Source organism: Pedobacter nototheniae (assembly GCF_004335085.1).
GTDB lineage: Bacteria > Bacteroidota > Bacteroidia > Sphingobacteriales > Sphingobacteriaceae > Pedobacter > Pedobacter nototheniae.
This window is the reverse complement of record NZ_RQRS01000001.1, coordinates 44,474-60,379: the sequence shown is the minus strand read 5'-3', so window position 1 is coordinate 60,379 and position 15,906 is coordinate 44,474. Positions and strand designations below refer to the sequence as shown.

Below are 15,906 nucleotides of genomic sequence, written 5' to 3'. Positions count from 1 at the left end.
GGTTATTTATTTTTTTGGAATGCTATTTAATGCCCCATTTATTAGCCAGTAGCTTTATAAAATAGCCACCAACAACACTTCTTGCCTGGAAACCAGTCATTTTTCCAGTAGTTGTTTCGTACCAATCGCTCATAGGAACTTTGGTTTCTGTGTGGCTTACATATTTATAAACAGGACTAACAAGTTTTTGAAAATCGGCCTGGTTATCCGCCAAAGTTGCGGTCCAGATAATCCAATCAGATTTTGTATAGGTTTTGCGGCTATCCAATGGCAATCCGAATTCATTTTGTTTTGTTAAGTAGTAGTTGATTTCTTTTTTATAAACTTCTGCCGGGAACAGGTTAAGCTTTAAAAGTTTATCCCAAACGAGATTATATTTCTGGCTCCAGGTATTTTTATCATTAAAAGTTAAAGCGTAATGGTCGCCTCCATCTGCAATTTGTTGCCAGTTTTTAGCCATTTCCAAGGCTGCAGTTCTATATTTTGTTGCTACATCTGCTTTGTTAAGCTGCTGTGCCATTTGAGCATATGCGCCCAAAGCAACAATGGCTTTTACGGATAAATTGGCGTTGCGTGCAAGGTGACCAGCAAAATCATCGGTACATAATTGGTTTGCGGGGTCAAATCCTTCTTTTAATAAATAATTTGCCCACGTAGAAATTGTTTGCCAGTGTTTTTCTGCATAATTGGCATTTCCATCAGCCTTGCTAATCGCTCCTGCCAAAATAATCATGTTTCCAGCTTCTTCAACAGGCATATCTTCGCCATAAATTTGACCATTTGCCACCGGATATGTGCCAATATCATGCGCAGGATAAGGTTTATTCCATTTGCCGCTTTCCGCGTAATAGAAAATACCATTCAACATTCCCTTTAACAATTCAGGATTGTACAATAAATATTCTGGTGCCGATGGATAGGTTACATCAACGGTATTGATAAAACCACCACTAAAATTCTCCTTAGAAAGGAAAAGGATTTCACCATTTGGTGCATATAAAATTTTGTGGGCAGCGATACTTTGTCTGTACGCCATTTTACATAAATCTGCATATTCTTTACCGCCAACTTTTGTAGCATCAGCAACCAATTGTTTATTAAACTGATTACATTTTGTTTTTATTGATACATAGTCGTTGCTTGCACTAACCAACAAATTTTCAAATTGAACGCCCGATTTTTTCCAGATTGGCAATAACGCTTTTTCGAAATATTCTACAGATTTCAAGTCATCGTACCCCATCATCACATATTTTTCTACGGGGGTTGCTGTTACGGTACCAAAAGGAATTACGCTGCTTAAATCCAACTGTGTTGAATTTAAAACATGTGTTTGCTGCGGATATTTTGCACCCACAAAGTTTTGCAAATTTTCTTCTTGCTTACCAATATATTGTTGCGCTTTAAATTTTGCAGGCACAGCAACATACATATAGCCCCAATCTATTCGGGTATCATCGCCTTTCTTTTGCAATATTGGCTGCTCTATTGTACCAGCTTTTAATATTGATAAATTATTTTTTGAAGTTTTCCACGCTGAAACTGGTTGGTTGCTTGTGTTTACAGCAATATTAGTTGATGCACTGAAATAAACTGAAACTTGATGCGACTTTGCATCATTGGATTTTGCTATGTAACTAATGTAACTAATTGGCCTTGCCGTTAAATTTATATCATTAAGAAGCAGCGGCGAAGTGAAAGTAACATCTAAATTAACCTTACCGCAGCTAAAAGTATATTTGGTTGTTGTAGCCTCAAAAGATACGTTGGTTTGTTTTGCAGTTAAAATTTTTGATCCCTGCGGAACTTCCTCAACAATGCCAGCATCAAGGTGCCTGCCGCCTGCTGTATTTTTACAATGAATGGCTAGCGTATTTTCTCCATCCGTTAAAATGCCATCCTCAATAGGAATGTAAATATACTCATGTACCCATCCTTCTTTCTGATAAATCGTTTTAGTATTTAAATACACAATAACATTATCATCGTGGCTAAGCTTTAAATATTTTTTAGCTTTTGATGGTTTTGCAATTGAAAATTTTCTACGGTAGTAAATATTATCTGTATCCCATTTGGTTTTTGCTGTTTTATCATCACCAAAAGGGGCTTCAGATTTTTTCCAGTTGCTATCGTTATAATTTGGTGTATTCCAATTTGCGCCAGGCTCATCAAATGTATAACTTACAGTGTAGGCTGTTTCATCCGCTGCCGGAAGAATAGTTTTATAATCCTTGGTTTCTTCGCCTAAAAAACGATAAAACTGATTGTCAACTTTAATAACACCTAACAAAGATTGTTTCTTCCCTGTCCAATGTTTAGTAACAGATTGGTTTAAACCATCCCCAAAAGACCAGATGCTAAAATAGGTATCGTGGGTAATTAACGGGTAAGCTGGTGCCTTATCTTGTGCCTTAGAATAAATTGAAATAAAAAGGCACAGCCCTAGCAAGTAGAGATTTCTCATAATTAGTTATTCGGTTAGTTTAATGATAAATCGTTTTAGTAAATCCTCTAAAATTAAACCCTCTCATAAAAAAGAAGGTTATTTAATTATTTAAGAAAATTTTTATCAACTATATGCTGTTTTTTATACAGCTAAGCCTAAATAAAGTAAAACGTTTTACTAAATCAATTTTAGATAAAAAATTACATGATTGAAATAAAAAAAAGTAACATATCGGTTACAATATAATTTTATCAAAACAACCCATATTTTAAATCATAAAGCAGAAAGAGGCCGCATCATAAACTTTAACTTGCCGTGCTGAACTTGCTAAGATTTACTTTTATTTTAAAGCAATTCGAAAAGCTCAATATGGAAGATTAAAAATAGTTTATGGTACGACCTCAATCTTTAATATTACTCAGGCTTTAATTATAACCTGGGTTTTGTGTTAATTTTGGGTTGTTCTTAATTTCAGATGTTGGAATTGGAAATAAAAGGTTTTTTGTTTGCAAAGATTGATTTACACTTTTATTAACATGGCCAACAAAATTATCAAAGCTATTGGTGCTTTCATTGTAAACTTTGCGCAAACGAAGCATATCAAACCAGGTTAATCCCTCGTAGCATAGCTCATGCCAGCGTTCTCTCCAAACAGCTTCCTCAAACTGTGTTTGTCCAAGGCCAGATAAATTTCCTAACAAAGCCCGTCTTCTTACAGCATTTACGGCAGCATATGCAGCGAGGTTAGGCGCTCCATCAGCTCGGTTTTGCGCTTCTGCATAAATTAACAAAACATCTGCATATCTAATTTGCGGAATATTTAAATCACTTCTACTTGTTCCCTGTACGCCTAATGTACCATTGGCAACAAGATCAAAATGTTTAAAAATATACGGTTTACCACGATTTACCAAAGGCATTTTATATCCATCTGTATAATAATCGGTAAAGAAATATCCGTCTCTATTTTTTGCCCTTAAATCTCCTGCTTCGTATGATGCATAAAAATCTGCTGTTGGTATGGAAGTTCCAATTCCATCTATTTTAGAAACTAATGGCTGGTGTAATGGTAAGTAAGAAGATTGAAGTGGATTACCTACTCCAGCGGCATCATTATATTGAATTCCGAAAATATGCTCTACTTTATTATCATTTTTAGCATCGTGTATTTCTGCATAGGTAGAGAATAAATTAAGTGACGTTGGGTTGCCGGTGGAATAATCTATCACTTCTTTGGCTTTATCAGCCGATAAGCGATAATATGCGGCACCTTTATTTAACGGCTGACCTGCCATTGTTAAATAAACCTTTGCTAATTGCGATTTAATTGCGGCGGTAGAAACCCTCCCACTTGCATCCATAAATGGTAAGCCTGCTGTTTCTGCAAACACCAAATCATCTACAATTTGTTTGTAAACCTGCTCTTGTGGAGTTCTTGATGGATAAAAATCAGGATCGTTAGGACTAGTTACTGGTTTTACAATTAAAGGTACATCGCCCCATAAACGCACCAAATAAAAATAAGCCCATGCCCTTAAAAAAGAAGCTTCGCCTAAAATTCTTTTCTTTTGCACACCATCCATAGGCGTAATTGCTGGTACTTTATCAAGCAATAAATTTGCCTGTGCAATTACTTTATAAAAGCCGTTCCAGTTTTGATTAATATGCAGGTTTGTGCCATCGTAAATTAACGAATAAAGGTTGTTTAAATCAGAGTTTTGAGCAGTTTCTGTAGATTGTATTCCCGTTGGTGCATCAAGCATTTGCCAATTGTTGGAGAAAATACCAGCACCGTTTCCAATAAACCTAATTTCAGAATATATTGCCGCAATGCCAGCTTCTGCATGCTCAGGCAAGGTATAAAAACTGCCCGGAGAAAGGTTTGTAGGATCCTTTTCTTCTAAAAACTTTTTACATCCCGAATTTCCAATTATTGCTCCGCCCAGAAGCAAAAAGGCAGCAATGTTTTTTATATTGATTTTCATTGTTATTCTTTCTTTAATATTGTTTATAGCCCAATGTTTAAGCCCACCATAAATGTGGTTGGTTTTGGATAATCAAAAAATGTTTGTCCTTGTGCAAAAGCATTTCCATAAGTTGTTACCTCAGGATCATTCCCTGTATACTTTGTTGCAATGAAGAAATTTTGAACAGAAGTATAAACACGTAATTTGCTCAAACGCAACTTTTCTACAAGTGCCCTGTTAAATGTGTAGCCCAGCAAAAGGTTTTTTCCACGGATAAATGAACCATCCTCCAGCCAGTGCGTATCTACATTGGTAACGTAGCCCGCAGATTGATCTCTGATTGCTGCAATTGGTGTATTCTGATTTTGCGGTGTCCACGCATTTAATACGCTTGCAAAGCTATTGGCCTGCACTTGTCTATCTTCCCCTGAGTGATGCGTCATATTCAAAACATCATTGCCATATGAATATTGAAGCTCAACGATTAAATCAAAGTTTTTATAGCGGAAAGAGTTAGAAAAAGACCCCCAGCCTTTTGGCATTCCATTTCCAATAATCTGACGATCAGCATCTGTAATGGCATGATCTCCGTTTACATCCAGGTATTTAATATCACCAGGAAGCAAGGTTTTGCCACCACGATAACTTACATATTTAGCGGCTTCGGCTCTTTCGGCCTCGCTCCATGTACCTAAACGAACCAATCCCCAGAAAGAACCCACCGGTTCACCTACTCTAATAATACCGGTTTGATTGGTGAAATTTGGATTACCAACACCAAAAATATCATCAGGAGTAGCTAATGAAAGTACCTTATTTCTGTTTAGTGAGATGTTAAAACTCGTTTTCCAGGTAAAATCTTTTGTCTCAATGTTTATAGTATTAATGCCAAGGTCTAAACCTTTATTTTGCATCGATCCAATATTTTTACGGATTACCGCATAACCTGTTGTTCTTGGTACAGGCGCATCCAACAACATATCGGTTGTTTTTCTGTAGTAAAGATCTGCTTCCAGGTTAATTCTATTATTAAATAAACCCAATTCAACACCAGCATCGTACTGCGCTGTTTTTTCCCAAACTAAATCGGGATTTGCCAATCTTCCAATTCCAATTCCAGTTACCTTGCTATCATTTATAATGGCAAAGTTATTGGCAAGTGTTGATAACGACTGATAAGCAGGAAGCTCAGAATTACCACTTAAACCATAACTGGTGCGCAGTTTCAAATTAGAAATGGTCGTATTTCCTTTAAGAAAATCTTCATCTGATGCTTTCCATGCCAATGCCGCAGATGGGAAAAACGCAAATTTATGGTTCTCTCCAAATTTAGAAGATCCATCTACCCTACCTGTAAAAGTAACCAGATATTTATCTTTGTAGGCATAGTTTATCCGCCCAAAATAAGAGTTAAAAGCTGATTTATTTCTGCTAGAACCTACGGTAATCGATTTACTACCTGAGCCCATATTATTGTTTCCGAAGAAATCAGTCACAAAATTTTCTGCGTGTCCAGTGTTGCTAAAAAAGTTTGTCGCTTGCCATGATATACCCAATAAAGCGTTTATGGCATGTACTTCTGAGAAACGTTTGTTATAAGTTAAATAATTCTCTAACGACCAAAATGTTTCTCTATCATTAGTTACATTGGCTGTACCATTTTGACCATCAGAAATACCGTAAAGTTGCTTTGCATTGTATTCATTAATGTTTCTGCTAACAATGTTAGCCCCCAATTGTGTACGAAATTCTAAATCTTTACTAAAAGTTATATTTGAATAAATACTTCCTAAAGAGGTTTGTGTAACCATTCCATATTTTTGATCTGTTAATATATGAACGGGATTGGAACCACCTTCTGCCCATGGAATTAATTTATTATCACCCCAGGTTCCATCAGCCAATTTTATAGGAAGAAATGGAAAAGCCTCTGTAATCATACGCACCGAGTTTAAGCCACCCGTTCCTTGATCTACAATATTTTCTACTTGATTGTTGTAACTTAAATTACCACCTACTTTTAACCATGGCTTAATTTTACTATCAAAGTTAAAGCGACCAGAATAGCGTTTTAAAAACGAATTAAGTAAAAGCCCTTGATCATCGCGATAGCCAGCAAAAACTCCGTAAGTACTATTTTCATTTCCACCAGTAAAACCTAACTGATGATTTTGCGACAGTTTATTCTGAGTTGATTCTTTTAACCAATCGGTATTGTACAAAGGGTTACCATTACTATCAAAAAACTGTGGTAAGGCAATTCTTGCAGCTTTTGGTACTGGCGTTGATGCATAGTTTCCGGCCGCCCAACCCACAGGATCATAAACCTTTATATTATCGTAAGCCAAATCCTGAACTTTTACATATTCATAGGCATCCAGCATTTTAACATGGTGTGCAGATAGTGTGTTGATACCAAAATCAGCATCGTAAGTAATTCTTTGTGTATTAGCCGTACCTTTTTTAGTGGTGATTAAAATAACTCCATTTGCGCCTCTTGCCCCATAAATTGCGGTAGATGAAGCATCTTTCAATACCTCAACAGAAGCAATATCGCTTGGGTTAATATAATCGATTGCATTACTGTTTTGAGTTTGAGAACCAACTGGCAGTGCAACCCCATCTACCACATAAAGCGGGTTATTACTGGTGTTGATAGAGCTAAAACCTCTAATTTTAATACTGGTTTGTCCGCCTGGCCTACCAGAGTTTGTGTTTACCTGAACTCCAGAAATTCTTCCGGCCAAAGCTTGGTTTAAAGATGCTGCTGGTCTTTCTTGCAATTCGCTTGCTTTTACTACACCAACAGAGCCTGTAAGATCTGTTTTTTTAACGGTTCCGTATCCAATAACAACAACCTCATCTAGCTTACTAGCTTCAGAAGGTGCAATTTTAACGCTAAGGCTGTTTTGTGCACCAACGGTTACGCTTTTTGTTTCATAACCGATGTAAGTAAATTGAAGAACATCACCTGGATTAGCTTCTATGCTAAACTTACCAGAATCATCCGTAACGGTAGATTTACCTGTAGCTTGGTTTTTAATTCCAACACCGGGCATCGGAAGATCCTTTTCGTCCATTACTGTTCCAGTAATTACCTTTCGAGACTGGATTAGCGTTAGTGGTTCATACTTTTTCAAAATTCTTTTGGAAGAATTCCCATCATAATTCATTGAAAAAGCAGGACTATTGAGCAAAAAAAGCACAGAGAGTCCTGAAATCTTGAGTAGATTGATTTTCATTTAGTTTTAGTTAATGGTTAATTAAAATTTAGTTTTCTTTACTGGTTAAAACGTTTTACTAATTATTTGTAAAATTTGCGAATACAAGTTTTTTTGTCGCTAATCAGAATTAAATGTTTAAAAGGAGATAACTGAATGTAATTTGGAACTACATTTTATCATGTAGATTTTCCATGTAACTAAATAAATTATGCATACAGAAATTGCATAATACGGAAGTATTAGTCCTGAGCTCATAAATACATTTGGTTTAGTTTGATAAAACGATTTATCAATTCAATAATAACTATTTTCCAATCATTATCAATCGAATACAAAGCAACATATATGTTACATACTACTGCATCGAAACAAAATACTTGTAATTAAGTAGTTTTAAGCAGACGTAAAACAATTTTTAAAAAAGGAATATTGATTTATGAAACATAAAAAAGGAGATACTTCATTAGGTATCTCCTTCTGTAAAATACGATAAAAATGTATTGTATTAGGCTTTAATCCTACAAAATGACAATAATTAATTCCTTGAAATTAATTTGGCAGGAATAATAACTTGCTGATTGGCCAGTTTTGTTTTTGAAGAAAGTTGATTTAAAATTAATTTTATTACTGCTTCGGCAATTTCTTCAAGCGGTTGTTGCACTGCAGAAATTAATGGTGTATGCAATTCAAACGCTTCATGGTCATCATATGCAATTACTGATAAATCTTTCCCTACTGTTTTCTTAATCTGTTTAAGCGCTTTTAAACCGCTTATTGCTAAGTAGTTAGTAGCAAACAAAACTGCATCAATATCATTATTTTTAAAAAGATCTTTTATTTTATTTATGGTTTCTTCTTCTGCCTGACCAAAGGGTACTTTTAAAACCAATTTTTCATTATATGGAATTTTATAATCGGTTAATGCTTGTTTATAACCATCAAAACGCTCCATAATTTGCTGTACGCCAACATCTGTAGTAACCAGTGCAATATTTTTTTTACCTGTTTTGGCGAAACTCTCTATTGATTGATATGTGGCTGTAAAATGGTTTGCGCCCACATAATTGGTATCAATATCTGGCAAATTCCTATCAAATAATATTACGGGCTTATTATCATTTAAAAGCAGCTTTATATCTTCTTCAATGCCCACAACCGGAGAAATGATATAAGCATCAACTTTCCTCGATTTAAACATATTAATAAGCTCCTTAGCTTTTTCTACATTATTTTCGGTACTTGAATAGATAATTTTATAACCTTTTTTATAAGCTTTATCTTCAATTAAACGGGCTATCTTAGAGAAAAATGAATTGGAAATATCCTCTACAATCAATCCAATAATATTAGAATTGCCTGTTCTTAAGCTTCGGGCTATTTGGTTGGGTTTGTAACCACTTTCATTAATAATTTTTTCAACTTTCTTAATTACCGCCTCGCTGATTGATTTTTCTTTAGCTTTTCCATTAATAATAAAGGAAACCGTAGTAATGGATACGTTTGCTTTTAAAGCTATATCTTTTATAGAGAGGCTTTTCATTATGAATAATTATTTTGAAGGTCAGTTTTACGAATATATATTATAGAATTCGATTTTGGCTAATATAGTAGATAATCAGCTATTTTTTAGAAAATCTAGTCCCATTAAAACCCTATTTAACAAATTTTAAGCATTTTTAGAACGTATTAAGTGATATAAATGAAAAAGACCGCATCATAATATTAATTTGCTCTAAACTTTTTTAGTTTAATTTTTGACAAATTAATTTTCGATACGGTCTTAACTAAAACTAATAACCAGGATTTTGGGTAAGTTTAGTATTTAAATCTCGTTGCTGCTGAGGGATTGGATATAACGTTTTGGTTGCAGCAGATGGTGTATGATCCCACCATTTTGCCGTATTAAATTTGCCAAAACGAATTAAGTCATTCCTTCTAAAACCTTCAAATATAAATTCCCTTCCTCTTTCTTCCAGCAATTCATTTAAATTTAAAGTTGCGGTGGTATAGGCTTTTGAGGGCCAAATTGCGGCGGTGTAGGCTCTGGATTTGCAAGCATTAATTAAATCAACAGCTTCTATGGTAGCAACGCCACCATTTTTACGCATTAAAGCTTCGGCTTTGGCAAAATAGATCCACGTTAGGCGATAAACATTCCAATCAGTATTATTATAGTTTGGATCAGGCTCTACTTTTACACCATTAACGATTCCGGGTAATGAGTTTCCTAGCTTATACTTATTAAAGCGGATGCCGCTATTTTCTTCCCCTTCGCTCATATTAGATAATGTAGAATTTTTTATATTCCTTTGGATATTATCAACAAATTCTAATGGTTTACCGGCATATTCTACCGTACCTTTTACTGGTGTAACGCCATCAGAAAAAGAAAGTTGAGGACCAGCTAAAAGCCAATTCGTTTTACGTAGATCATCTGTTTCGTAATTTACGTATACGCCAGGAACTAAAACTACCCCATCATTTCCGTTTCTGCCACCGCCGTAAATTTCCTTTTGAGAAAAATGATAAAATTCACCTGTCCATGATGGTTCAAATTTTGCTCTGGTAAAATCATAAGCAATAGAGAAAATTACTTCTTTGGATAAGTCGTTGGTATTTTTAAACTGATCGCTAATGTTTGGATCTAATTGCATATTTCCATTTTGACCGCCTGCCTGACCATTAATCAATTGATCTGCCGCAGCAATACAGTCATCCCAGCGTGGCGTTCCAGTCCATACTTCAGCATTTAAATACAATTCTACCAGCATAGCGTATGCACTAGCCTGGCTCATACGCCCTAATTGTGCTCTTGATAATTTTGGAACATTAGCCAAATTATCTTTAATCTCCTTTTCTACGAAAGCAAATACATCTTTTCTGGAGGATGTATTTGGCAAAACAGGGTTGGATGGATCAACAATTGATGTTGAAATTGGGATATTACCAAATAAATCCATCAGTTTTAAATAATGAAAAGCTCTTAATAATTTCAATTCGGATAGGTAAGCGTTTTTTTCTGCCTGAGTAATTCCCATTTTAGAAATATCTCTAGATTCTATATTAAAAATTGGATCGTTACAATAACCAACGCCACCATACATTAAAGACCATGCATTATTAATTCCAGCTTCATCAACTGTCCAGGAGTGATAATGTAACCTTTTCCACTTACCCCCATCTTCTCCGTGGGGGCCTTTGGTTGGCCAAGCCAGTTGATCTGCAGAAAGCTCTGCCAGGCGCCACCACCCATCTTGCCCCGAAGGTGTAACCCAAGCGTTTGCATGGGTGTAAGGCCTTAAAACTGCAGATAAAACTTCATTTTTATTGTTGTAAAACTGATCTGCCGGAATGCTATCGTAAGCCTTTTCATCTAAATTAGTACAGGCGCTTCCTAAGCCAGTAAATAAAATCAGTGCGGTATATATTATTGATTTGTTTTTCATTGTTGTATAAATTAAAAGCCTATGTTAACGCCAAAAAGAAATGATCTTGTGCTAGGATAAGCACCACGACTATCGATACCTGGGCCCAAGCCAGTATCTTGAACAAAATCAGGATCGTTACCAGAGTAACCAGTAATTGTGGCTAAGTTTTGCCCTGTTGCATATACCCTGAAATTACGAATGAGTTTGCTTTTTAACTTAAAATTATAACCTACCGTTACCTCATCAATTTTAACATTTGTACCATTTTCCAAATAATAATCAGAGTACATGTAGGTATCTTTAATGGCGCTATATTTTGTAAATGCTTCGCTTAAGTAGTTTGAACCATTAATAAATGGATTCCCATAAGAAAGTGCAGTTGTATTTAAAATATCGTAATCAAATTTACCTCTCAAGAAAATGCGAAGATCAAATTGCTTATAAGTGAAATTAGCTGTGTAAGAGGCATAATATTTAGGAATTGCATTGCCAATTGGTGCTAAATCCGACAGATTTTTATCTTTTGAATAATTAATCTGATCGTTTCTTACCGCTACGCCGTTTCTATTGTAGAATAACCATTTTCCATCTGCATCAAAACCGGCGAATCGTTTACCATAAAAAACGCCCAAATCTTCACCTTCATAAGTAATAATGGCATCACCTAAATCTCCTGCTCCACCAATTGGACCAAAGGTTTTATATTTCACTTTGTAAACATCGTTTGAATAAGAGTTTAATTTATTTTTAATGGTACTACCTGTAAAATCCATGCTAAATGTAAAATCTGTAGTTTTAATAGCTTGATAACTTAAGGCAAGTTCAATCCCTTTAGATGAAATTGTGCCTACATTGGCATAAATTCTTGTTTGTACAAAAGGTGGTTGTGGTGTAATATATTCATCTAAAAGATCTTTTGTTGTTCTGTTAAACAAATCCAATGATCCGGTTAACTTGCTATTAAACAAGGTAAAATCTGCGCCAATATTGGTTTCACGCTTAGTTTCCCACTTTAAAAACGGATTTGGGTTTCTGGATGGGCCGTAAGTTTCACGGTAAGTTCCGTCAGGATAAATGTATTTTCCGCCGCCGCTTAATGTTACTCTTGAGGCATTGTTGCTAAAACCCGAATTACCTGTTACGCCATAACCGGCTCTTAATTTTAAATAGTTTACCCATTTAACATTTTTCATAAAGCCTTCTTCCGTAACATTCCAACCTAATGAAACCGCAGGGAAATTTCCCCATTTATTATTTGCACCAAAACGTGAGGAGCCTTCTCTTCTTAAAATAAACTGAGCTAAATATTTGCCATCGAAAGTATAGTTTACCCTTCCAAAGAATGCAATTAAGGTATTATCATTTTTAAAACTTCCCATAGCTGCTTTTCCATCTGCTAAAGCCTGACCAGCACCCAAATTATCTTCATGAAACTGATCATTTAAAAACCCCCGATTACTGGCTTTTTGTCCTTCTTCCATGTTATAACGATAGCTATAACCAGCCAAAGCGGTAATAGAATGTTTGGTTGCTAAAGTTGTACTGTACTGCAAAGTTGGCTCAAAGGCGTAGCTTTGCGAGAGGAAATTGTTTTTAAAGCCATAACCGCCATTGGGATAATCGCTATTCTCAACAGAATTTTCACTTGCGATAAGGGCGTAACCTCCATCAATATAAAAATCACGCTGTAATGACCCAAAAACTGATCCTTTTAAACCTTTAACAATATCAATATCGGCTTTAATATCTGCTGAGCTGGTTTGTTGTTTACGATAATTGGTTTGCTGAAATAACTTTGCGTATTGGTTGGTACTCTGATTATCAAAATAAAAAGAGCCGTCTTGATTATAAATTTGTTTAGTTGGGTTTTTAGCTAATTCCTCTTCCCAACCGCTTCCATTCAGTTCATTATCGTAAAAAGGAATAGTTCCTCCGTTAGAGAGTAAATTGGCTCTATTAAAATTAGTGGCTAAGTTTAACTGCAAATTCAATTTATCGTTAAAAGCTTTTTGGTTTACATTTATTCTAGCGGTATACTCTTTCCTACCATTTTCTAAAGCAATTCCTTGTAAATCACGATAGTTTAAACTTGCTCTGTAACTGGTTTTATCTGTACCGCCAGAAAGCGAAACGTTGTGGTTTTGAGACAAATTTCCATGATTAACCAGCTTATCGTATAAATCGTAATTCCCACCGTAATCCACAGCATTTATTTGTCCGGAAGCAATTTTGGATCTGAATTCATCTGCTGTTAAAAAATCCAGTCGATTCTGGATAAATTCTTTTCTAATGTAACCCGAATAATTAATTGTAGGCAAGCCTGGTTTACCTTTTTTTGTGGTAATTAAAATTACACCCGCATTTGCACTGGTTCCATAAATTGCCGCTCCCGAACCATCTTTTAGTACATCAATAGATAAAACATCATCTTGTTGGAGTAAATCGGGATTGCCTCCAGGAATACCATCAATAACATAAAGTGGAGAGGCACTTCCGGTTACTGATACTACGCCACGCAATTGTACACTTGGGCTAGAGTTTGGATTTGAACCTGTTCGGGTAATGTTTAAACCGGCTACTTTGCCCTGCACCAAATCCAATGCGCTCCTTGCCCCACCTTGCCTAAACTGGGCAGTATCAACGTGGGCAACTGCCGAAGTAACTTCTTTTGATTTTAAAGTGCCGTAACCTACTACCACTACATCATCAAGCTTTTGAGATTCGGATGGAACCATATTTACCACTAATGGTGTGTTTCCTGATCCTGCTGGAATAGATTTTGGCTGATAACCAATGTAGCTAAATTGTAAAACATCACTAGCAGAACTTACCTTGATTGTAAACTTGCCGTTTTCTTGCGTTACAGCTCCACCCGTTTTACCCTGAATTTTAATTCCAACGCCAGGTAAACCAATCTTTTTTTCATCTAAAACTACTCCGGTAATGGTTTTTTGACTAGTTGAATCTGCAGGCTTCTCGGTTGTTGATGCTGCCACCGAACCTGGGTTTGAGGTGCCCAAAGGATTTACCGGTTTTTTGATCGTGTCAACGGTATTTACAACGGGTGTTTTCTTAGTTGTATCTTGCCGTTTAGTGGTGTCTTGTTGAAAATATAAAAAGTTTGTTTTGTAGTTTTCGCCCATAGAACTGGCGAATAATTTCATGGATGAAATCAGGAAAAAGCATAGCAATCCCAATCTCATTGGTAAATAGTTTTTCATTGGCACTCATTAGGTTTAGAAATAATTAGTTCGCAATGCGGCCAAAAAATTATACTTAATTAATGAGGCGTTTTAAAAATTAATTAGGATGATAAGTTTTCCGCAAAACGATTTAGTAACGCTTTAAATGCGGTTTTGTTTTAAACAAAATGAAAAAACTTTGAAATGTTGACTTATAAAAACTGTTATTTTTGGCGTAGATAACTGATTATCAGTTTCGCTGTTTTTGCTGATGCACCTGGTTTTCCCATTAAATTTAATAGCTCATCATAGTCATTCAACATCGTTTCTCTCCCTGCTCCATCCACTATATAACGAAGCTCTTCATCTACCTTTTTAGTGTTACAATCTTCCTGAATAAGTTCGGTTACAACCTTCTTATTTACAATAAGATTAACGAGAGAAATGAACTTAATTTTCACTAGCATCCGGGCAATTGCAATGGAAATTTTTCCGCCTTTATATACCACAACTTGTGGCACTTTAAATAAAGCTGTTTCTAAAGTTGCGGTACCTGATGCCACAATTGCGGCATGGGCAATTTGCAAAAGATCATAAGTGGCATTAAACAATAAAGTAACCTTTTTAGTACCTGTAAACTGCTTATAATATGCCTCATTAAAAGTGGGCGCTGCAGCTACGGCAAAAACATAATCTGGGTATTGATCGGTAATGCTCAGCATAACGGGCAACAACCTTTCTATTTCTTGTTTACGGCTTCCGGGTAAAAGCGCAATTACCTTTTTATCAGTTAAATTATTTTGCGCTCTAAAACTTTCATTAGCCGTAAAGTGATCCACTGCATCAAGTAAAGGATTGCCTACGTAATCAACCTTCATTCCCCATTCTTTGTAAAAATTTACTTCGAAAGGTAAAATGCAAAACATATGGTCTACAACACGTTTTATTTTTAAAACCCGTTTTTGGTTCCATGCCCAAACCTTTGGTGAAATATAATAGCAAACCTTAATATTATTGGCTTTTGCAAATTCTGCGATTTTTAAATTAAAGCCTGGAAAATCAATTAGAATCAAAACATCAGGTTGCCATTCTAAAATATCTGCTTTACACGATTTCATGTTTTTAAAAATCGTTCTTAAATTCAATACCACCTCTGTAAAGCCCATAAAAGCCATATCAGCATAGTGTTTTACCAGCTCCCCACCTTCTGCCTGCATTTTATCGCCACCAAAATACCTGAAATCTGCATCTGCATCTTCTGTTTTTAAGGCTTTAATTAAATTTGCTCCGTGTAAATCGCCTGATGCTTCTCCGGCTACGAGGTAATATTTCATATTTTAGATATTATAACAATATCGTCATTGCAGTGACGCAGGCTTTTTAAAAAACTTTGTAAAAGAAAAATGCAAAGGCACATAGAAAAGTTGCAGCCAAAATTCCTCTCCCAATGTTTTCTTTATTGTACTTAAAAAAATATTGCATGGTGTAGGCGTTTATAGCAATGCCGCCAATGTAAAGTAAATCTGCTTTGGCAAGGTAAATCACATGGTGAATTAAATACCACGCTATTGAACAAAAAATAGCTGGGCTTAATAAACCAATACCTACACCTACCCAAACATTGTTATTCAGCTTTTTTAAACGATCATTCATTGGTTG

Annotated in this window: 8 protein-coding genes; all 8 read right to left on the bottom strand. The window is 35.6% G+C overall.

Translation table 11 applies throughout. The features are described from left to right. Positions 1–22: 22 nt before the first annotated feature. The 8 genes from EHC72_RS00235 to EHC72_RS00200 all read right to left on the bottom strand — a co-directional run bounded on the left by EHC72_RS00235 (position 23) and on the right by EHC72_RS00200 (position 15,900). The gene (locus tag EHC72_RS00235; protein ID WP_131535418.1) at positions 23–2,464 is read right to left on the bottom strand and encodes a glutaminase family protein; all 2,442 of its coding nucleotides are present in this window, start codon (positions 2,462–2,464) and stop codon (positions 23–25) included. A 407-nt stretch (positions 2,465–2,871) separates the two neighbouring features. Next, entirely contained in the window at positions 2,872–4,431 is a 1,560-nt protein-coding gene (locus EHC72_RS00230; RefSeq protein WP_131535417.1) for a RagB/SusD family nutrient uptake outer membrane protein, read from the bottom strand. Positions 4,432–4,454: 23 nt separating this feature from the next. After that, positions 4,455–7,655: a SusC/RagA family TonB-linked outer membrane protein gene (locus EHC72_RS00225; protein WP_131535416.1), complete on the bottom strand. Its 3,201-nt coding sequence runs from the start codon at positions 7,653–7,655 to the stop codon at positions 4,455–4,457. A gap of 517 nt (positions 7,656–8,172) precedes the next feature. Further along, a complete protein-coding gene (locus EHC72_RS00220) occupies positions 8,173–9,177 on the bottom strand; it encodes a LacI family DNA-binding transcriptional regulator (RefSeq protein ID WP_131535415.1) in 1,005 nt (334 codons plus the stop codon). Between the two features lie 250 nt (positions 9,178–9,427). Then, positions 9,428–11,083, bottom strand: coding sequence for a RagB/SusD family nutrient uptake outer membrane protein (locus EHC72_RS00215; protein ID WP_131535414.1), 1,656 nt, complete (start codon positions 11,081–11,083; stop codon positions 9,428–9,430). Between the two features lie 11 nt (positions 11,084–11,094). Then, entirely contained in the window at positions 11,095–14,286 is a 3,192-nt protein-coding gene (locus EHC72_RS00210; protein WP_246029347.1) for a SusC/RagA family TonB-linked outer membrane protein, read from the bottom strand. Positions 14,287–14,471: 185 nt separating this feature from the next. Beyond that, positions 14,472–15,581, bottom strand: a complete 1,110-nt coding sequence (lpxB, locus tag EHC72_RS00205) for a lipid-A-disaccharide synthase (protein ID WP_131535413.1) — start codon at positions 15,579–15,581, stop codon at positions 14,472–14,474. Between the two features lie 46 nt (positions 15,582–15,627). Next, positions 15,628–15,900, bottom strand: a complete 273-nt coding sequence (locus EHC72_RS00200) for a stationary phase survival protein SurE (protein ID WP_131535412.1) — start codon at positions 15,898–15,900, stop codon at positions 15,628–15,630. Positions 15,901–15,906 lie beyond the last annotated feature (6 nt).

What these genes read in the sequence shown, in the direction of transcription:
- EHC72_RS00235 (WP_131535418.1), bottom strand. Translation starts at nt 2,464, where the DNA reads ATGAGAAATCTCTACTTGCTAGGGCTGTGCCTTTTTATTTCAATTTAT.
- EHC72_RS00230 (WP_131535417.1), bottom strand. Translation starts at nt 4,431, where the DNA reads ATGAAAATCAATATAAAAAACATTGCTGCCTTTTTGCTTCTGGGCGGA.
- EHC72_RS00225 (WP_131535416.1), bottom strand. Translation starts at nt 7,655, where the DNA reads ATGAAAATCAATCTACTCAAGATTTCAGGACTCTCTGTGCTTTTTTTG.
- EHC72_RS00220 (WP_131535415.1), bottom strand. Translation starts at nt 9,177, where the DNA reads ATGAAAAGCCTCTCTATAAAAGATATAGCTTTAAAAGCAAACGTATCC.
- EHC72_RS00215 (WP_131535414.1), bottom strand. Translation starts at nt 11,083, where the DNA reads ATGAAAAACAAATCAATAATATATACCGCACTGATTTTATTTACTGGC.
- EHC72_RS00210 (WP_246029347.1), bottom strand. Translation starts at nt 14,286, where the DNA reads ATGAAAAACTATTTACCAATGAGATTGGGATTGCTATGCTTTTTCCTG.
- lpxB (WP_131535413.1), bottom strand. Translation starts at nt 15,581, where the DNA reads ATGAAATATTACCTCGTAGCCGGAGAAGCATCAGGCGATTTACACGGA.
- EHC72_RS00200 (WP_131535412.1), bottom strand. Translation starts at nt 15,900, where the DNA reads ATGAATGATCGTTTAAAAAAGCTGAATAACAATGTTTGGGTAGGTGTA.